We start from the raw sequence: 18,539 nt of genomic DNA, 5'->3' as shown, positions 1-18,539 counted from the left end.
CTTCTTAACTCCTACTCGGCCGCCAGGGCCGGGCCGCCGTTGGAAACACGCATCTCGTCGAGCACCTCGCGTACCGCGGCGAGAGCGCCCTTCATGTGCTCCGGATAAAGCCGGCCGATACAGCCCATGCGGAAGGAATCCGCCACCGTGAGCTTGCCCGGATAGATCACATAGCCGCGGTCCTTCAGGCCATCATAGAACTGCTGGAACACGAACCTTGGATCGGTCGGCATGTGGAAGGTGATGATGATCGGCGCCTGCAGCCGGTCGTCGAGAAGCGTGCGGAAGCCCATGGCGCGCATGCCGTCGATCAGCACTTTAGCGTTTTCGCGATAACGCTTGCCGCGACCCGCCACGCCACCTTCGGCCGCATGCTCCTCGATCGCCTTGCCCAGCGCCACGATGACGTGGATCGGCGGCGTGAAGCGATACTGGCCGGTCTTGGCAAAACCCTCGGCCTGGTCGAACAGGTCGAGCACCAGCGTCGTCGCATTGCCCTTGCACTCGGCCAGCGCGGCCTTGCGGCAGACGACGAAGCCCAGCCCCGGCACGCCTTCGAGGCACTTGTTCGAGGAAGCCGCCAGCGCATCGTAGGGCACCTGGCGCGCATCGATCTCAAGGGCTCCGAAGGCAGACATCGAGTCGACCAACAGGCGGCGGCCCTGCTTCGCAACCAGCGCAGCGATTTCGACGATGGGATTGAGAATGCCCGAGGTCGTCTCGCAGTGAACCGCAAAGACATGGGTGATTGCCTTGTCGGCCACCAGTATCGCTTCGAGCTTGGCGAGATCGGGCGGTGTGTCCTCCGGCGTCTCGTAGGTCGCAACGCCGCGACCTGCGATCTCCGCAATCTTCCTGGCGCGCTGGCCGTAGGCGCCGTTGATGACGACCAGGAGCTTGCCCGTCTTCGGCACGAAGGACGTGATCATCGCCTCGACGGCGAAGGTCCCCGACCCCTGCACTGGCACGGTGACATGGGTGTCCTGCGCGCCGGCCAGTTCGGCGATCTTCTCCAACACCATCTTGTTGATGGCGATGAATCCCTGATCGCGCGAGCCCCAGTCGTGGACCATGGCCTGCTTCACGCTGGCCGAGGTGGTGAGCGGACCAGGCGTCAGCAGCAGTGGATCGCCGGTTTCGGAAGAGGCTTTCGGGGTCGTCATGAGATCAATGATCGGCTCGCATGTTCTATCCGTCCAGTATATATTCCATATGCTACCTATTGGTTTTCTCTATATGACACCCACGCAGCTCCGCGCCTTTCATCTTGTCGCCGAAGCCGGCTCCTTTTCCGCCGCCGCGCGCGCCTCCGGCCTCAGCCAGCCCAACCTGTCGGGCCAAGTAACCGCCCTCGAGAAGAGCTACGGCGTGCGCCTGTTCGACCGGAAGAGCCGCGCCGTGACGCCAACGGAGACCGGCCGTCAGTTGCACGGCATCACGACGCGCCTTTTCGCCGTTCAGGACGAGGCGCAGGCACTGCTGGCCGGCGAGCAGGCGCTGGTGCGCGGCCATTTGCGCATCGCCGCGGACTCCGCCCATCATGTCGTGCCGATCATGGCCGCGCTGCGCAAACGAGCCGGCGGCCTCACCTTTGCGCTCTCCATCGACAATTCCGCCGGCGTGCTGGAACGCCTGCTGCGTCACGAGGCCGATGTGGCAGTCATGGCCAAGAGCATTTCCGACCCACGGCTTCATACGGTGCGGCTGCGCACGGACCGAGTGGTCCTGTTCGTACCGGCGCGCCATGCGCTCTCGCGGCGTGGCCGCACCCCTCTTGCCGCGCTTGCCGGGCAGGAACTGGTCCTGCGTGAACGCGGTTCGATCACACGAGAAGTGCTTGAACAGGCGATGGCCGCTGCCGATATCAAGCCAGCCTCCATCGTCGAAGTGCAGACGCGCGAAGGCGTGCGCGAGGCGGTGGCGGCAGGCTTCGGTATCGGCGCAGTGTTTGCGAGCGAACTCGGCGAAGACCGCCGCTTCCGCCGCATCGTCATCGCCGATCGTGATCTTGCCGTGGCCGAGTATGCGGTCTGCCTCCAGGAACGCCGCCGCGTCGCACTGGTCCGGGCCTTCATGGACGAAGCAAGCAAGCTTGCGTCGTAACAAATTAGTCAAAAAACTTTAACATCTAGAGAGCGAGGCGTAGGGTTCGGCGATCATGCAGGGTGTCGACACAGTTCTGAACGTGCTGGGCAGCGTCTGCCTGCTGCTCTGGGGCGTCCGCATGGTCCGCACCGGACTGACGCGCGCATTCGGCGCCACCCTGCGCCGCGCCATCGGCGCTTGCGCGCGCAATCGCTTCACCGCCTTTGCCGGCGGCGTCGGCCTCACCGGTATCCTGCAGTCGAGCACGGCGACAGCGCTGCTGCTGGCCTCGTTTGCCAGCCGCGGACTCATCCCGCTGTCGATCGCGCTCGCCGTCATGCTCGGCGCCAATGTCGGCACCACCCTCACCGCCCAGATCCTGTCGTTCAACCTGGGTTGGGTGTCGCCGTTCATGATTGCCGTCGGCGTAATCGCCTTCCTGTCCAACAGTTCGGACAAGGCCCGCCATCTTGGCCGCGTCGCGATTGGCCTCGGCCTGATGCTGCTGTCGCTGCATCTTCTGGAAGCCGCCGCCGCGCCGCTGCGGGCCTCGCCAACCTTCGTCGCCGTGCTCTCGGGCCTGCAGGACGAATACGTGCTGGCCGTCGTCTTCGCTGCCGCAGCGACGTGGTTCGTACATTCCAGCCTGTCGTCGGTCCTGCTGGTCATGTCTTTTGCGAGCAGCGGCATTATCGAACCCAAGCTCGGCCTTGCGCTGATCATCGGCGCCAATATCGGCGGCGCGATTGCGCCCTACTTCGACCAGTCGACCACCGATGTCGATGCCCGTCGCGTGCCTCTCGGCAATCTGATCACGCGTGTCGCGGTCGGGGCCGGATTGCTGTTCTTCCTCGGTCCCATTCACCACTGGCTGGCGTTCATCGATCCCGCGCCCGCCCGGCTCCTGGTGAATTTCCACACCGCGTTCAGCGTGGTGGCAGCCATCGTCTTCCTGCCGCTGAACGACCCCCTGGCCGCTCTCTGTCGGCGGCTGGTGCCTGATCGGCCTCAGGCCGACGACCCCGGCCGCCCTCGCCATCTCGACCCCAACGTGCTCGACACGCCCGCCGAGGCGTTGGCCTGTGCCATGCGCGAGACGCTCAATCTCGGCGACAAGGTCGCCGACATGCTGCGCCAGACCATGGACGCCCTGGAGAACAACGACGCCCGGGCGGTTAAGGCGATTGAGGCGGCCGACGATGCCGTCGATCACCTCTACGAGGCGATCAAGCTCTACCTCGTCCAGACCTCGCGCAACGAGCTCGGCGAGGAGGATGGCCGGCGCTACGTCGAGATCCTGACATTCACCACGAATCTCGAACATGTCGGCGACATCATCGACAAGAACCTGATGGAACTCGCCGCCAAGAAGATCAGGAACCGCTATTCCTTCTCGGCCGAGGGCACGAAGGAGCTCCGCGCCTTCCATGCCCGCGTCCTCGAGAACCTGCGGCTGGCCCTGAACGTGTTCACGACCCGCGACATCACGCTGGCCCGGCGTCTTGTCGCCGAGAAGACGTCCATGCGCGAGGCGGAGATGCACGCCGGCGACAGCCACTTCGCACGCTTGCGCGAGGGCCGGCCGGAATCCATCGAGACCAGCTCGATCCACATGGATGTGATCCGCGACCTGAAGCGCATCAACGGCCATCTGACGACGGTCGCCTATCCCATCCTGGAAGCGGCCGGCGAACTTGCCGAAACGCGCCTCAAGCCTGCCGATCAGACCTTGATGCGGGCTCCGGCGGAATCGTAAGGCGGCCGCAGCGAGACCTTGGCCTTGAGCCGGGTGCCGGCAAGATCGACTTCGAACCGGCCCGCTTCCAGCCAGGCTGCATCGATTGCCGAACCGTCGGCGCGCTTCACGTAACCCAGCCCGAGCGCAGCGCCGATCGTGTGGCCGTAGGCAGCCGAGGTGAGATCACCCACCGGCGCTCCGTCGCGCAGAAGAGCTTCACCGCCCCATAGCAACGGTTCGCGGTCCTCGAGCACTACCGATACCAGCCGCCGCGTCAGTGGCTTGGTCTTGGCCTCGACCAGCGCCTCCTGACCGATAAAGCCACCGGGCTTGTCGAGTTTCACGGCCCAGGCGAGGCCGGCCTGGAACGGCGTGTCGTCCGGAGTCAACTCGCGCCCCCAGGCGCGGTAGCCCTTCTCCAGACGCAGGCCTTCGACCGCATAGTAACCGGCATCGCGCAGGCCGAACTCGGCACCTGCCTCGTGTAGGGTCTCGAACACCGTCGCGGCGAACTCGGCCGGCACGTAAAGCTCCCAGCCCAGTTCGCCCATATAGGTGCGACGCGCCGCCAGCACCGTGGCGTAGCCCACGCCGATCTCGCGAATCGCTGCGAATGGAAAGCCTTCGTTGGAGAAGTCGGCGCGGCTCACCTTCTGCAGGAGCGCGCGGCTCTTAGGCCCCATCACCGACAGCACGGTCCAGGCGGACGTCACATCCGTCAGCACGACATGTGCGTCGGGCAGCAGGTTGCGGCCCAGCCAATCCATGTCGCGCGTCGGCTGGGCCGAGCCGGTGATAATCAGGAACTTGTCGCGCGCCAGCCGCGCCACGGTGAAGTCGCTCTCGAAGGTGCCCCGCGCATTAAAAGCGCCTGTGTAGGCAGTCTGCCCGACCGGCAGAGCAACGTCATTGGCGCAGAGCTGTTGCAGGGCTGCTTCGGCATCGCGCCCCTGTACCAGGATCTTGCCGAACGAGGTCTCGTCGACCACCGTCACGCCTTCGCGCGTCGCGCGATGCTCGGCAGCGACCGCATCGAACCAGGCGCCGCGGCCCCAGCCGTATTGCATTTCCGGCGTTTTGCCGATTCCGGCGAACCAGTTGGGCCGCTCCCAGCCCATCTTGTTGCCGAACCACGCGCCTCGCGCCTTCAGGCGATCGTAGAGCGGCGAACGACGAAACGGCCGGCCACTCTCCTGCTCACGCTGCGGCCAGGACATCTTGTAGTGAAGCCCCAAGGTCTCGCTGACCCTTTCGCGCAGCCAGGCATCGTTGCCGTGGAAATTGGCGAAGCGGCGGATATCGACCGGCCAGAGGTCCATCGTCGGCTCGCCGGCCACGATCCATTCGGCAAGCGCCATGCCGGCGCCGCCGGAACTTGCGATGCCCATCGAGTTGAATCCTGCGCCGACGAAGAAACCACGGACCTGCGGCGCCTCGCCCAGGATATAGTTCAGGTCGGGCGTAAAGCTCTCCGGCCCGTTCATGAACGTCTTGATGCCGGTCTTCTCCAGCGACGGGACGCGGATCAGCGCATTGTCCATCAGGATCTGGAACTGATCCCAGTCGTCCGGCAGCATACCGAACTCGAAATCGTCGGGAATGATGTCCTTGTTCCAGGGCTTGGCCTCGGGCTCGAAGCCGCCCATCAGCAGGCCGCCGACCTCTTCCTTGAAGTAGATGTAGCCATCAGGATCGCGCATCACCGGCAGATCGCGCGGCACGCCCTCCATCTTCTCGGTGACGATGTACATGTGCTCGCAGGAATAGAGCGGCACGGTGACACCGACCTTGCGGCCAAGCTGGCGCGCCCACTGCCCCGCGCAATTGACCACGATCTCGGCCGTGATCGGCCCCTCGGTCGTCTGCACGCCGGTGACGCGGCCGTCCTTGGTATCGACGTCCGTGACCCGGACCTTCTCGAAGATGCGCACGCCGCCATTGCGCGCGCCCTTGGCCAGCGCCTGGGTGATGTCGGCCGGGTTGGCCTTGCCGTCTCCTGGCAGCCACACGGCGCCGACCAGGTCGTCGGTGCGCATGATGGGATATTTCTCGCCCGCCTGCTTCGGCGTCAGCGGCTCGCAGGCCACGCCCTGGGCATTGGCCATGGCCGCCGAGCGGCGCAGCAGCACCATGCGCTCCTCGGTGCGCGCAACGGAGAGCGAGCCGCACTGCTTCCAGCCGGTGGCAAGGCCGGTTTCGGCCTCGAGCTTAGAGTAAAGCTCGGTGCTATAGCGGATGAGGCGCGTCAGGTTCTGGTAGCTGCGCAACTGACCGACGAGTCCTGCCGCGTGCCAGGTCGTGCCGCCGCTCAACCGGCCCTGCTCCAGCAGCACCACGTCCTTCCAGCCGAGCTTGGCGAGATGGTAGGCCGTGGAACATCCCATGATGCCACCACCGACGATGACGACCCGGGCCTGCGTCGGAAAGCTGGCGGCCATCAGAGCCGGCCCGCCACGGCGGCTTCGTACATCTTGCGCATTTCCGGCACGCCCGCCTTGATCGGATTGCCGCCCGCCGTCGGATCTTCGGCGGCCATGGCAGCGAATTTGTCGAGGTGTTCGACCTTCACGCCAAGCTCGGCGAGCGTATGGGGAATGCCGATCTCTCGGCGCAGATCGAGGGTCCACTGCATGAAGCCGTCGAAGGTGGGCGTGCGCAGGTCGAGCCAGCGCGCCAGCCGGACGACCTTCTCCTCGATCGCCGCGCGATTGAACTTCACGACGTAAGGCATGGCGACGGCGTTGGTGAGGCCATGATGCGTGTCGAGCACGGCGCCCACCGGATGCGACAGGGAATGGATGGCCCCCAGCCCCTTCTGGAAGGCCGTCGAGCCCATCTGCGAGGCCGCCAGCATGTGGCTGCGGGCCTCGATGTCGCGGCCGTCCTTCACCGCACGCGCCAGGTTCTCCTTCACCAGCCGCATGCCCTCGACGGCGATGCCTTCGGCATAGGGATGATAGCCCGGCGCGCAATACGCCTCGAAGCAATGGATGAAGGCATCCATGCCCGTGCCGGCCGTGAGCTTGGCCGGCAGGCCGACCGACAGTTCGGGATCGGCAATGACAATCGAGGGCATCATCTTGGGATGGAAGATCACCTTTTTGGTGTGCGTCTGCTCGTTGGTGATCACCGACGCCCGGCCCGTCTCAGAGCCGGTGCCGGCCGTCGTGGGCACGGCGATCGAGGGATAGATCCCGGCCGGATTGGCGCGTGTCCACCAGTCGCCGACATCCTCGAAATCCCAGAGCGGCCGCGTCTGGCCCGCCATGAAGGCAATGGCCTTGGCCGCGTCGATGCCAGAGCCGCCGCCCCAGGCGATCACGCCATCATGCTTGCCGGCCCGCAGCACCCGGATGCCGGCCTCGACATTGGCAGCCACCGGATTGGGCTTCACGTCGCTGAACAGCGCCACTTCGAGGCCGGCCTTGCGCAGGCCCGTCACGGCGTCGCCGATCATCGGCAGCTTGGCGAGGCCGGGATCGGTGACCAGCAACGGGCGGCGCAGCCCCACGGCCTTGCAAGCGTCGGCCAGCTCGCGGATACGGCCAGCGCCGAAGCGAATCGAGGTCGGATAGTTCCAGTTGCCGACGAGTGACATCAGATGATTTCCATATAGCGGTCGAGTTCCCATTCCGTGATGGCCTTGCGGAACTCCCGCTCTTCCCACTCACGTGTTGCAGCATAATGATCGACGAAGGCATCGCCGAACAGGTCGCGTGCCACCTTCGATGCCTTCAGCCGGCCCGCCGCCTCCATCAGGGTGCGCGGAAGCTCTGCCCTCGCCGGATGCTTCTTCTCGTAGGAATTGCCCTTAACCGGCTCGCCGGGATCGACCTTGTTCTCGATGCCCCACAGGCCTGCGCCGACCGCTGCCGCCAGGGCGAGGTACGGGTTCGCATCCGCCGCGGCGACGCGATACTCCACGCGCGTCGACTTGGCCGAGCCCGGAATGACACGCAGCGAGGTCGTGCGGTTCTCCACACCCCAGCTCGACACGGTCGGCGCCCAGAAGCCCGGAATCAACCGGCGATAGGAGTTCACGTTGGATGCCACCATGCCCAGCAGCTCGGGCATCAGCGCCGCCTGGCCTCCCACGAAATGGCGCATGGTCGGGCTCATGCGATAAGGCGCCTTCTCGTCGAAGAACACCGGCTTGCCGCCCTTCCACAGCGACATGTGCATGTGGCCGCCGCAGCCGGGCCAGTCCTTCGACCATTTAGCCATGAAGGTGGCGAGCCAGCCGCGCTTCTGCGCCAGCACCTTGGTGAAGAGCTTGAAGAGCGCGGCCTTGTCGGTCGCCGCCAGCGCATCGTCGACGCGCAACGCCGCTTCCAGCACGCCCGCGCCGGTCTCGGTGTGCAGCCCCTCGATGCCCATGTCCATCGCCTCGCACATGGCGAGGAGGTCCTTGTACCAGTCGCTCAGCACGGAGTTGCGCAGCACCGAGTAACCGAAGAAGCCCGGCGAGATTGGCTTCAGGTTCCTGTAGCCTTTCTCGCGGATCGACTCGGGCGTCTCGGCGAAGACGAAGAACTCGTATTCGAAGCCCACCTTGACCTCGAAGCCGAGCCTGGCTGCCCGTGCCAGCACGCGCCGCAGCACCCCGCGTGGACAGATCTCCTCGGCTCGGTCCACGAACTCGCAGAGAAACATCAGGTTGCCCGGCTCGGTCGCGATCTCGCGGCACGTCTCGGGCAGGATGCGCACCATGGCGTCGGGGTAGGCGGTGTGCCAGCCGGTATAGGTGACGTTGTCGTAAAGCTGGTCGTTGATGTCCCAGCCCAGCACGACGTCACAGAAGCCGAAGCCGCCGTCGAGCGCCGAGTTGAACTTGTCGACGTGCAGGTACTTGCCGCGTAGGACCCCGTCTATGTCGTGGACGCCCACCTTGACGTGGGTCAGTCCGCGTTGCTTGACGATCTTGCGCGCATCGGCGCCTGTCTTGACCTGACGCGGTTCCATTCATCCCCCGAGAACTTCCAGTCTCGGGAGTTTGGCAGAGGCCGATCTACCTCGACAGGATGAAATCGGCCGGCCAGGTCACGAAGCTGGGGAAGATGGTCATCAGGGCCGTAAAGCCCATCATGATCAGGAAGAATGGGATGACCTTCCAGGCGACGTAGGTCTGCGAGTCGCCCGTGATGTTCTGGATGACGAACAGGTTGAAGGCCACCGGCGGGGTGATCTGCGCCATCTCGATGGTCAGGATCAGGAAGACGCCGAACCACACCTTGTCGAAGCCCGCCGCCAGCACGACCGGCAGCACGATCGGCAGGGTCAGTACGATCATGGAGAAGCCTTCCAGCACCGTGCCGAGCAGGATGTAGAAGAACATCAGGAACATGATCAACACGAAGGGCGACAGGTTCCACGAGGTGATTTCCGCCGAGACGAACTGCGGCACGCGCAGGTTGGCGAGCACCGTGCCGACCACGAAGGCGCCAAGGACGATCATCCCGATCATGCAGGTCGTCTGAACCGAGCCCAGCAGGGCATCGCGCAGCCCCTTCCAGCTCAACGTGCGCTGGAAGGCGGCCACCGCCAAGGCTCCCAGCACGCCGATCGCCGAAGCCTCGGAGGGGCTGGCGATGCCGGCATACATGGTGCCGAGCACCGAGAGGATCAGGAAGGCGACCGGCCCCAGCTCGATCAGGCTGCGGAAGCGATCGGACCACGTCCAGTTGCCGTGATCGTCACTCGGCAAAAGCTTCGGATTGAGGGTCGCCCGCAAGCCCATATAGGCCATGAAACAGCCGGCCAACGCGATCCCCGGCAGGAAGCCCGCCGTAAACAATCGCAGCAGCGATTCCTCGGCCAGCACCGCGTAGATGATCATGGGGATCGATGGCGGGATCAGGAAGCCGAGCGTTCCCCCTCCCGCCAGGCTGCCGACCGCGAGCCCCCTGTCATAACCGCGGTTCAAGAGCTCGGTCAGGGTGATGCGGCCCACCACCTGCGTCGTCGCGGCCGACGACCCCGAGATGGCGGCAAACATCGAGCAGCCGATCACCGTTGTGTGGAACAGCCGCCCCGGCAGGAAGCTCATCCAGGGGGCAATTCCCGAGAACAGGGACTGCGACAGCCGCGTACGGAACAGCAGCTCACCCATCAAGATGAACAGCGGCAGCGAGACGATGTCCGACGAAGTGAGGACGTTGAACGCCCAGGCACCGATCAGCTTGTGCGTCGGCCGGTTCGTGAACATCTCCAGGAGGCCGACGCCCACCGCGAGAAGCGCAGGACCGATCCAGATACCGAGACAGAGGGTTGCGGTCATCAGAACCAGCAACCAGGTCAGGATGGCACTCATGCGTTATTCGATGTCCTGACCGATACGGAGACGGGAATCATCGCCCGGCTCGCCGCGCAGCAGGCGGCCGAGCCGTGCAATCGTTTGCAACGTGAAGAGGAGCGAGCCCAGCGCCAACGGGAACTGGGTGATCCAGCGCAGGATCTCGCTCTTTTCCGGCGAGCGTGACTCGCGGACGTAGGACAGCCAGGTGAGTTCGCCCAGCGCCCAGGTAAGGTAGACGGCGATCAGCACGCCACAGATCGTGGCGAAGATATCCAGCAGCCGCGCCATAGGCTTCGGCACGTTCTCCAGCAGCACATTGACGCGGATTTGCGCCCCGGCGCGCAGCGCATAGGCCGCGCCCATCAGGAAGGCCGCGCCCATGAGGTACGCACTGAACTCCCAGGCGAAGTAGAGGCTGACATTGAAGAAGTTGCGCGACAGAACTTCGGCTACGATCAGGCCGAGAATCGAGACGATGCAGAGCGCGGATGCCCAGGCACCCCACATCGACAGCCCATCGATCAGGTCAAGGACACGGCCCGCCGGATCCGCCTTCATCCATACTCCTCTTTTCTTTTGAGATTCGGCGGGAGCGCGCCGTCCAACCGACCCGCTCCCGACAAAGACCGGCTACGAGCGGCCCAGCTCTTTCTTGTACTTGGCGATGATGTCGGCCGAGACCGGACCGGCGCGATCGATGAAGGCCTTCTCGAGCGAGGCGGTCCGCTTGCGCATGTCGGCCAACATGGCCGGCGGCACTTCGATCATGGTCATGCCGCCTTCGATCATCCGCTTGGCGCTGGCCTGGTCGGCATCGATCGAGACCTGCCAGAACTCCGGCTGCAGCTTCGCCGCGAGATCGGTGATCGCCTTCTGATTGGCCGGCGAAATCTTCTTCCAGGTGTCGTTGTTGATGGTGACGATCTGGCTGCTCCAGACATGATTGGTCTTGTAGAAGACCTTGAGGAACTCCCAGAACTTGCCGTCGACGCCCGACACCGAGGAGGTGCTGACGCCCACCACGGCGCCCGACGCCAGCGCCGGCACCGTCTCGCCCCAGGGGATCTGCACGGCCGACATGCCGAGCAGATTGATCATGTCGCCGGCCTGACGGTCGGGCACACGGATCTTGAGGCCCTTCAGGCCGTCGACCGTGTCCGCCTTGACATTGCAATGGATGTACTGCGTGGGCCACGGCACCGTGTAGAGGATCGTCTGGTTGAACTTGGTGGCGATCTTGTCGAACTCGGGCCGCGCATACTTCTGCAGCACCTTGAGTTCATCGGCATTGCCGACGAGGAAGGGCACGCCCTCGATGCCCAGCAGCGGCGCATCGCCGACCTGCTGGATGTTCAGGATATCGGCCATCGGCACCAGCCCGTCGCGCACGGCGTTGAGCTGTTCGGGTCCCTTGTAGCCCAGCGACCCGCCGGAATGGACGGTGATCGCCACGCCGCCGTTGGTCGCCTTGCCGACTTCCTCGGCGAACTTCTTGGCGTTCTTGGTGTGGTAGTTGCCATCGGGCCAGACCGTTGCCAGGTCAAGCTTCATGCCCGACTGCGCCTTCACGATCGCCGGTGCGAACATTGCCGCGCCGGCGCCAACCTTCAGTGCGGTTCGGCGTCCCAGTTTCATCGAAGTCTCCCTTCCCTGTTTCCCTGTTTTGCTATTCTGCCGCTTGAAGCGGCTTATATGCATATAGCTTGCTAGCTGCTTCCTCGGAGATCAAGCCGTCGGCGAGATCGTTAGCGACTTGAACCCGATCGCGTTCGGCCGGCGCGCCGATACCGGCACCACCCGGCGTCATGATTACGAGGCGGTCGCCCGGTGGAATCAGCTGGAAGCCCTTGCCTTTGAGCTTACCACCGGACTTAAGCGCCACGAACCCCGCCTCGCCATCGGCGCCACCGTCGCGGCCGCGCGGCGGATGGTCGATGCGGTCAAAAGCGGCCAACAGATCAAACGGCTCCGCGATGCCGCTTTCGATTTCCATGATCTGGCCCAGCCCGCCACGCGTGCGGCCGGCACCGCCGGAGTCGGGACGGAACTCCTTGCGCCAGAAAATGAGCGGCGTCTGTGTCTCGGCGATCTCGACGGGCGTGCCACGCACGCCGCTGGGATAGGCCGTGGCAGAGAGCCCGTCCTTGTCCGGACGCGCACCTGTACCGCCGTTGGAGGTGATGGCCATGCCGAATCCGTAGTTGCCGCCCTCGCCGCCTTTCACGTGGCCGCGCACGTTGATGTTCCACAGGCAGGAAGTGCCCTCGGCAGGCACCCGCTCGGGCACCGCCTGGCGCAGGCAGCCAAAGGTCACGTCCGGCAGCATCTGGCCGATGACATGACGCGAGGCCACGGCGCTGGGCTTGGGTGCATTCAGGATGGAGCCCTCGGGCGCCGATACGGTAAGCGGCTCGAGCGAGCCTGCGTTGTTGGGAATATGTGTGGAGACCACGCATCCCAGGCCGAACACCGTATAGGCCGTCGTATAGGCGTGCGGCACGTTGATGCCACGCCGCGACACGCCGGTGGTACCGGTGTAATCGACATGGATGCCCGTGTCGGACACGGTGAGCGAGGCCGACAAGGTCACCGGCTCGTCGTAGCCGTCGACCGTCATGGTGTTGTGCCAGGTGCCTTTGGGCAGCTTGGCGATCTCCGCCAGCACGGCCTCGCGCGAGCGGGCGATGATGTGGTCGCCGAGTTCGTCCAGCGAGTCGATGCCGAACTCGTCCAGCATCTCGACCAGACGGCGCGCGCCGACATCGTTACAGCCGGCCAGAGAGTAGACGTCGCCTTCGGTGTCGACCGGCTGGCGCGTGTTGGCGCGGATCATCGCAAACAATGTCTCGTTTGCCTTGCCCTGGTCGAAGAGCTTCAGCATCGGAATATAGAGGCCTTCCATGAAGACGTCGGTCGCATCGGGACCGAAGCCGATGCCACCGATATCCATGAGATGGCTGGTGCAGGAGAACAGCGCCACCAGCTTGCCGTTGTGGAAGCAGGGCGTGGTGATGACGAAATCGTTGAGATGGCCCGTACCCATCCAGGGATCGTTGGTGATGTAGGCATCCCCCGGCTTCATGCTCTCGACCGGAAAGTAACGCAGGAAGTGCTTCACCGATTCGGCCATCGAGTTCACATGGCCCGGCGTGCCCGTCACCGCCTGGGCGAGCATCCGCCCCTGAAGGTCGAAGACGCCGGCGGAGAGGTCGCCGCACTCGCGCACGATCGGGCTGAAGGCAGTGCGCATCAGGGTCTGCGCCTGCTCTTCGACCACCGCGATCAAGCGGTTCCACATGATCTGCAGGTCGATCAGGCCGACGCTGTTGGATTGGCTCATCGGTGGTTCCTCACGCGTCTTTGCGATCCATGACGATACAGCCGGACGCATCGATATGCGCGGCAAAACTCGCGGAAATGAAGGTCGAAGTCTCGTCTTCGGCGACGATTGCCGGCCCCTGGAATGCGCTCCCCGGTGGCAGACTCTCGCGGAGATACACCGGCACCTCGGCCGACTTGCCGCTGCGGCCATCGAACACCGGCCGCCGGCCTACGGGCTCGGGCGCAGCTGCGGTCCCCGCCTTGCCCTGCACCTCCGGTCGCTTGGCCTCGGTCGAGACCTGCACCGACCAGCTCAGCACCTCGATCGCGGCGTTGGGGATGTGCCGCTCGAACAGGACGGCATAGTCCTTCTCATAGGCCTCGCGCAGCGCCTGGGTATCCGCTTCGGTGAGCGGCCGCTGCGGCAAAGTCACCATGATTTCGTGGCCCTGACCGACGTAACGCATGAACGCGACACGGCGCTCGAAGGTCGGCAGACCGCGCGCCCCCGGCGCCACCAGGGCCGTCGCTTCCGCGCTCATCTCGTTGAGAAGCTCTGTCGCTCCCACCGCATCGAACGTGTCGAGACGCATGTAGCGGCTGCGCACGAGTTCATAGGACACAGGTGCAGCGAGAAAGCCCACCGCCGAACCGACACCGGCATTGGGCGGCACGATCACGCGCTGGACGCCGATCTTCTCGGCAACGCGCGCGGCATGGAGCGGTGCGCCGCCGCCGAAGGCGACCAGCGTATATTGATTGACCACCGAGCCGCGCTCGACGGCGTGGACTCGCGCCGCACTCGCCATGTTCTCCGACACCATCTCGTAGACGGCGTATGCGCCCATCTCGGTCGACAGGCCGATACCTTCCGCGACATCGCGCTCCAGCGCGCCGCGGGCCGCCTCGATATCGAGCGCGATCGAGCCACCCGCGAAGTGCGCAGGATCGATGGTGCCCAGCACGACGTTGGCGTCGGTGACGGCGGGATGCCTGCCGCCGCGGCCATAGCAGGCCGGTCCCGGCTCCGCGCCTGCGCTCTCCGGCCCGACGGTGACCCGCTTCAACGCATCGAGCCGTGCAATCGAGCCGCCGCCCGCGCCGATCTCGACCATCTCGATGACCGGGATGCGTACGGGCAGGCCGGAGCCCTTGAGGAAGCGCGCCGCGCGGTCGACCTCGAAGAGCCGCGCCGTGTGCGGCTGATAATCGTCGATCAGGCAGATCTTGGCCGTGGTGCCCCCCATGTCGTAGCTCAGCGCCCGCTTCTCGCCGGCGCGGGCCGCAACCTGTGCAGCAAAGATCGCGCCACCGGCCGGGCCGGACTCGACCAGACGCACCGGAAAGCGCCGCGCCGTCTCGATGGCGGTGAGACCGCCGCCGGACGTCACGAGATAGATCGTGCCCTTGAACTTCTCGGCCACGAAGGCCGACTGCATGCGCGCGAGGTAGGAATCCATCAGCGGCTGCACGTAGGCATTGGCAACGGCCGTCGACGTGCGCTCGTATTCGCGCACCTCGGGACAGACCTCGCTGGAGAGCGTCACCCAGAGATCAGGCAGCTCGGCTTTCAGGATGTCGCGCACCCGGCGCTCGTGCACGGGATTGACGTAGGAGTGCATGAAGGCGATGGCCACGCTTTCGATGCTCTCGCGCTTGAGCTGCTTGGCCAACTCCCGGACGGCCGCCTCGTCGAGCGGCAGTCGCTCCTTGCCGTGCACGTCCATGCGTTCCGGCACGGTAAAGCGCAGCGCGCGCGGCACCAGGGGCTTGGGCTTCTCGATGGTCAGGTCGTACTGGTCGTAGCGGCTTTCGTTGGCAATATCGAGAACGTCGCGGAAGCCTTCCGTCGCGATCAGGGCCGTGCGCGCGCCGCGCCGTTCGATGACGGCGTTGGTCGCGAGCGTCGTGCCGTGCACGAACACAGCGATGTCGCCAAAACCCTTGCCGGCATCCCCCAGGATCAGGCGGACGCCTTGAAGCACCGCTTCTTCGGGCCGCTGGGGCGTCGTCAGCAGCTTGCGCGTGAGCCGCCTAGCCCCCTGTTCCAGCACCACATCCGTGAAAGTGCCGCCGATATCGACGGCAATGCGCAAATCGTTAACCACCTTGATCTGATACCCCTAACCGCGACGCGGACACGACCGTAAACCGGGCCTCCCCGCGTTGCAATTGGCACGCCAAGCCGCCTATGGTCGCCCTGTGACGGCCGCGTCAAAGACACTCCGATCGCAGGTTTTCTCGGTCCTGCGTCCTGCCGAGCCCAGCCCCGCTGCGCGGCGCTGGCGGGCCTTCCATCTTATCGTTCTGGCTGTCGGCCTGCTGGCAGTGATCCTGCTCTCGATCGACGAATTCGCGGCGGGGCATCGCGTCTATCTCCGCAGCGCAATCTGGATCGTCACGATTGTCTTCCTGGTTGAATATCTCGTCCGGCTCTGGATCGCCCCCGAGATGCCGCTCTATGCCGAGATGCCGCCGATGCGGGCACGACTGCACTGGGTCGCCACCCTTCCTGGCTTGATCGGCCTGCTGGCGACCATGCCGGCCGTCATGATGACCGGCGGCTACGGCATCACAGGTACCGATACGGCGTCCGTCTTCTGCATCCTGTGGATCATGAAGCTCGGTCTGCATGCGCCGGCCTTCGGCACCCTGGCCCGCGTGATCTCGAACGAACGCGCGCCGATCGCCAGTGTGCTGATTGTCTTTGCCATCCTGTTGATGGCCGCGGCCACTGCTGCGCACATGTTCGAGCGCGTGAAGCAGCCCGAGGCTTTCGGCAGCCTGCCCAATGCCATGTGGTGGGCGGTCGTTACTCTGACGACCACGGGCTACGGCGACGTCGTGCCTCTTACCGTCGGCGGCCGGATGATCGGCTCGCTGCTGATGATCAGCGGCATCGCCGTGCTCGCGCTGATGACCGGCGTGCTCGCGACCGGCTTTGCACAGGAAGAGCGGCGACGCGAATATCTGCGCGTTTGGGATCAGGTCTCGCGGGTTCCCATCTTCGCCTCCCTCGGCGTCGTTACCTTGTCGGAGATCGTGGGCAAGTTGCGCACGCGCTACTACCCCGCCCATGTGACGGTGTTGCGTCGGGGCGATCCCGGCGACTCGATGTTTTTCATCTCGAACGGCGAGGTCGAGGTGCGATTGCCGACCGGCGGCTCGGTACGGTTGGACGACGGAGCGTTCTTCGGTGAAATGGCGCTGCTCAATCGCCAGCCGCGCGCCGCTTCGGTCGCGACGACTCGGCCAACTACCCTGCTGGTTCTTTATGCCAGCGACTTCTACGAGATTGCCTCGCATATCCCGGCACTGGCCGAAGCGGTGGAGAACGAGGCCACACGGCGGCGCGAAGAAAACCTCGGTCGCGAAGGCAAACGATGATCGAAACCGACCTTCTCGTCGTCGGCTCGGGTGCCGCCGGCTTCTCGGCGGCACTGACCGCCTCCCATGCAGGCCTGAGCGTGCTGATGGTCGAGAAGGAGCCGCTGTTCGGCGGCACCACGGCCTACTCCGCCGGCGTCATCTGGATTCCCGGTAACCGACACGGCCGGGCTCTGGGCATTGCCGACTCCAAGGAGGATGCGCTCACCTACCTACAGCAGGAGGCAGGCAACCGACTGAACCTCGAACTCGCCAACGCCTTCCTCGACAACTGCAATCCGGCGGTCGAGTTCATCGAGAACAACACCTATGTCCGCTACGAGGCGGTGCCGATCTGGGCGGACTATCATCCGACCAAAGCAGGCGCTGCACAGGGCGGCCGTTCGCTCCTGCCGTTGCCGTTCGACGGACGTCGCCTCGGCAAGCGCTTCGCCGAGCTGCGGGCCCCGCTACGCACCATGATGGCCTTCGGCGGCATGATGCTCGGCCGCAACGACCTCCCGCATGTCTTCCGCATGACCCGTTCCGCCCGTTCGGCGCTCCACGTGGCGGGCATGACGATCCGCTATGCCGTCGACCGAACCAGCCACGCCCGCGGAACACGCCTCACCAATGGCAATGCGTTGATCGCCGGGATGGCGCTTTCGGCCCAGGAACGCGGCATCGATCTTTGGCTGGAAAGCCCGGTGGTGGAGTTGGTGCAACGCGACGGCGCCGTCGTCGGCGCGGCTGTGAAGCGCAACGGCCAGCGGCAAGAAATCCGTGCACGCCATGGTGTTGTGCTGGCCTGCGGCGGCTTCCCGGCCGACGATGAATTGAAGCGCCGCTACTACGGCCATGTTCACGAGGGACATGCGCACCGTTCGGCTCCGCCGCCCGGCAATCGCGGCGACGGCATTCGGCTCGGCCAGTCGGCAGGCGGGGTGATGGCGGAGGACGTCGCCTACGCCGCGGCCTGGGTGCCGGTCTCGCTGGTCCCGCAGCCCGACGGATCGACCCTGCCCTTTCCGCACTTCTACGAACGCGGCAAGCCGGGCTACATCGCCGTCGATGCCACCGGCCGGCGATTCACCAACGAGTCCGCCTCCTACCATGACTTCGTGCCCGCCATGGTCGAGACCTGCCGCGGCCGCGCGGAAACGAGCTGCTGGTTGATCTGTGACCATCGTGCGATCCGCCGCTACGGCATGGGCGCCATTGGGCCGGCACCGCTGCCCCTCGGGCCACATCTCCGAAGCGGCTACTTGCTGAGTGCCGGAAGCTGGGCGGAGCTGGCAGGCAAGACCGGCATTTCCGCAGACGCCCTGCAGGCCACTATCGACCGCTTCAACGCGAACGCGGCGCGCGGTGAAGATCCCGAGTTCGGCAAGGGAACGGACGCCTATCACCGCTTCAACGGAGACCCCACCCACGGCCCCAACCCCTGTCTCGCACCGCTCGTGCAAGCGCCGTTCTACGCCATGAAAATGATTCCGGGCGATATCGGCACCTTCCTGGGCCTCAGGGTCGACGGCCATGCCCGTGTCCTCGATAGTGCAGGCGCGCCCATTCGCGGCCTCTATGCCGCCGGCAACGACATGACCAGCGTCATGGGTGGCACCTATCCAGGTGCGGGCATCACCATTGGCCCGGCCCTCACCTTCGGCTATATCGCGGCCCGACATGCGGCCTCGGCCGCCCGGTAGAACGCCCGTCAATAACGAAAGCAGTCGC

13 protein-coding genes are annotated in these 18,539 nt (G+C 65.1%); 4 read left to right on the top strand and 9 right to left on the bottom strand.

Annotation, left to right across the window (positions count from 1 at the left end):
* Positions 1-11: 11 nt before the first annotated feature.
* Positions 12-1,163 carry a 2-aminoethylphosphonate--pyruvate transaminase gene (locus tag BN60_RS06390; protein ID WP_020695177.1) on the bottom strand — a complete coding sequence of 384 codons (1,152 nt, stop codon included), beginning with the start codon at positions 1,161-1,163 and terminating at the stop codon, positions 12-14.
* A 73-nt stretch (positions 1,164-1,236) separates the two neighbouring features.
* On the opposite strand from BN60_RS06390, the gene BN60_RS06385 reads away from it, so the two are divergent.
* Both BN60_RS06385 and BN60_RS06380 read left to right on the top strand, forming a co-directional pair.
* Positions 1,237-2,103 (top strand): LysR substrate-binding domain-containing protein, encoded by an 867-nt coding sequence (locus tag BN60_RS06385; protein WP_043284947.1) that lies wholly within the window; start codon positions 1,237-1,239, stop codon positions 2,101-2,103.
* 55 nt (positions 2,104-2,158) lie between these two features.
* Positions 2,159-3,841, top strand: coding sequence for a Na/Pi cotransporter family protein (locus BN60_RS06380; RefSeq protein ID WP_020695175.1), 1,683 nt, complete (start codon positions 2,159-2,161; stop codon positions 3,839-3,841).
* Here BN60_RS06380 and BN60_RS06375 read toward each other — a convergent pair.
* The 8 genes from BN60_RS06375 to BN60_RS06340 all read right to left on the bottom strand — a co-directional run bounded on the left by BN60_RS06375 (position 3,808) and on the right by BN60_RS06340 (position 15,553).
* Positions 3,808-6,261 carry a GcvT family protein gene (locus tag BN60_RS06375; RefSeq protein WP_020695174.1) on the bottom strand — a complete coding sequence of 818 codons (2,454 nt, stop codon included), beginning with the start codon at positions 6,259-6,261 and terminating at the stop codon, positions 3,808-3,810. The two genes, BN60_RS06380 and BN60_RS06375, sit on opposite strands and share 34 nt — an antisense overlap.
* The gene (locus BN60_RS06370) at positions 6,261-7,421 is read right to left on the bottom strand and encodes an iron-containing alcohol dehydrogenase (RefSeq protein ID WP_020695173.1); all 1,161 of its coding nucleotides are present in this window, start codon (positions 7,419-7,421) and stop codon (positions 6,261-6,263) included. The genes BN60_RS06375 and BN60_RS06370 overlap by 1 nt, the downstream gene beginning before the upstream one ends.
* The gene (locus BN60_RS06365; RefSeq protein ID WP_020695172.1) at positions 7,421-8,785 is read right to left on the bottom strand and encodes a glutamine synthetase family protein; all 1,365 of its coding nucleotides are present in this window, start codon (positions 8,783-8,785) and stop codon (positions 7,421-7,423) included. Before BN60_RS06365 ends, BN60_RS06370 begins: the two co-directional genes overlap by 1 nt.
* Before the next feature lie 46 nt (positions 8,786-8,831).
* On the bottom strand, positions 8,832-10,133 hold the full coding sequence (locus BN60_RS06360; RefSeq protein ID WP_020695171.1) for a TRAP transporter large permease: 1,302 nt from the start codon (positions 10,131-10,133) through the stop codon (positions 8,832-8,834).
* A 3-nt stretch (positions 10,134-10,136) separates the two neighbouring features.
* Positions 10,137-10,676, bottom strand: coding sequence for a TRAP transporter small permease subunit (locus BN60_RS06355; protein ID WP_020695170.1), 540 nt, complete (start codon positions 10,674-10,676; stop codon positions 10,137-10,139).
* 72 nt (positions 10,677-10,748) lie between these two features.
* The gene (locus tag BN60_RS06350; RefSeq protein WP_020695169.1) at positions 10,749-11,753 is read right to left on the bottom strand and encodes a TRAP transporter substrate-binding protein; all 1,005 of its coding nucleotides are present in this window, start codon (positions 11,751-11,753) and stop codon (positions 10,749-10,751) included.
* Between the two features lie 31 nt (positions 11,754-11,784).
* Positions 11,785-13,458 (bottom strand): hydantoinase B/oxoprolinase family protein, encoded by a 1,674-nt coding sequence (locus tag BN60_RS06345; RefSeq protein WP_020695168.1) that lies wholly within the window; start codon positions 13,456-13,458, stop codon positions 11,785-11,787.
* A 10-nt stretch (positions 13,459-13,468) separates the two neighbouring features.
* Positions 13,469-15,553 (bottom strand): hydantoinase/oxoprolinase family protein, encoded by a 2,085-nt coding sequence (locus tag BN60_RS06340; RefSeq protein WP_043283679.1) that lies wholly within the window; start codon positions 15,551-15,553, stop codon positions 13,469-13,471.
* Positions 15,554-15,641: 88 nt separating this feature from the next.
* On the opposite strand from BN60_RS06340, the gene BN60_RS06335 reads away from it, so the two are divergent.
* Positions 15,642-16,826 (top strand): cyclic nucleotide-gated ion channel, encoded by a 1,185-nt coding sequence (locus tag BN60_RS06335; RefSeq protein WP_020695166.1) that lies wholly within the window; start codon positions 15,642-15,644, stop codon positions 16,824-16,826.
* Complete coding sequence (locus BN60_RS06330; RefSeq protein WP_020695165.1) at positions 16,823-18,511, top strand: FAD-dependent oxidoreductase; 1,689 nt, start codon at positions 16,823-16,825, stop codon at positions 18,509-18,511. Before BN60_RS06335 ends, BN60_RS06330 begins: the two co-directional genes overlap by 4 nt.
* Positions 18,512-18,539: the final 28 nt, after the last annotated feature.

This window comes from Reyranella massiliensis 521, from assembly GCF_000312425.1.
GTDB classification, from domain to species: domain Bacteria; phylum Pseudomonadota; class Alphaproteobacteria; order Reyranellales; family Reyranellaceae; genus Reyranella; species Reyranella massiliensis.
This window is presented reverse-complemented; position numbering and strand designations above follow the sequence as displayed.

Bases quoted from the DNA above. Each gene is read 5' to 3' on its own strand.
- BN60_RS06390 (WP_020695177.1), bottom strand. From the start codon at position 1,163: ATGACGACCCCGAAAGCCTCTTCCGAAACCGGCGATCCACTGCTGCTG.
- BN60_RS06385 (WP_043284947.1), top strand. From the start codon at position 1,237: ATGACACCCACGCAGCTCCGCGCCTTTCATCTTGTCGCCGAAGCCGGC.
- BN60_RS06380 (WP_020695175.1), top strand. From the start codon at position 2,159: ATGCAGGGTGTCGACACAGTTCTGAACGTGCTGGGCAGCGTCTGCCTG.
- BN60_RS06375 (WP_020695174.1), bottom strand. From the start codon at position 6,261: ATGGCCGCCAGCTTTCCGACGCAGGCCCGGGTCGTCATCGTCGGTGGT.
- BN60_RS06370 (WP_020695173.1), bottom strand. From the start codon at position 7,421: ATGTCACTCGTCGGCAACTGGAACTATCCGACCTCGATTCGCTTCGGC.
- BN60_RS06365 (WP_020695172.1), bottom strand. From the start codon at position 8,785: ATGGAACCGCGTCAGGTCAAGACAGGCGCCGATGCGCGCAAGATCGTC.
- BN60_RS06360 (WP_020695171.1), bottom strand. From the start codon at position 10,133: ATGAGTGCCATCCTGACCTGGTTGCTGGTTCTGATGACCGCAACCCTC.
- BN60_RS06355 (WP_020695170.1), bottom strand. From the start codon at position 10,676: ATGAAGGCGGATCCGGCGGGCCGTGTCCTTGACCTGATCGATGGGCTG.
- BN60_RS06350 (WP_020695169.1), bottom strand. From the start codon at position 11,753: ATGAAACTGGGACGCCGAACCGCACTGAAGGTTGGCGCCGGCGCGGCA.
- BN60_RS06345 (WP_020695168.1), bottom strand. From the start codon at position 13,458: ATGAGCCAATCCAACAGCGTCGGCCTGATCGACCTGCAGATCATGTGG.
- BN60_RS06330 (WP_020695165.1), top strand. From the start codon at position 16,823: ATGATCGAAACCGACCTTCTCGTCGTCGGCTCGGGTGCCGCCGGCTTC.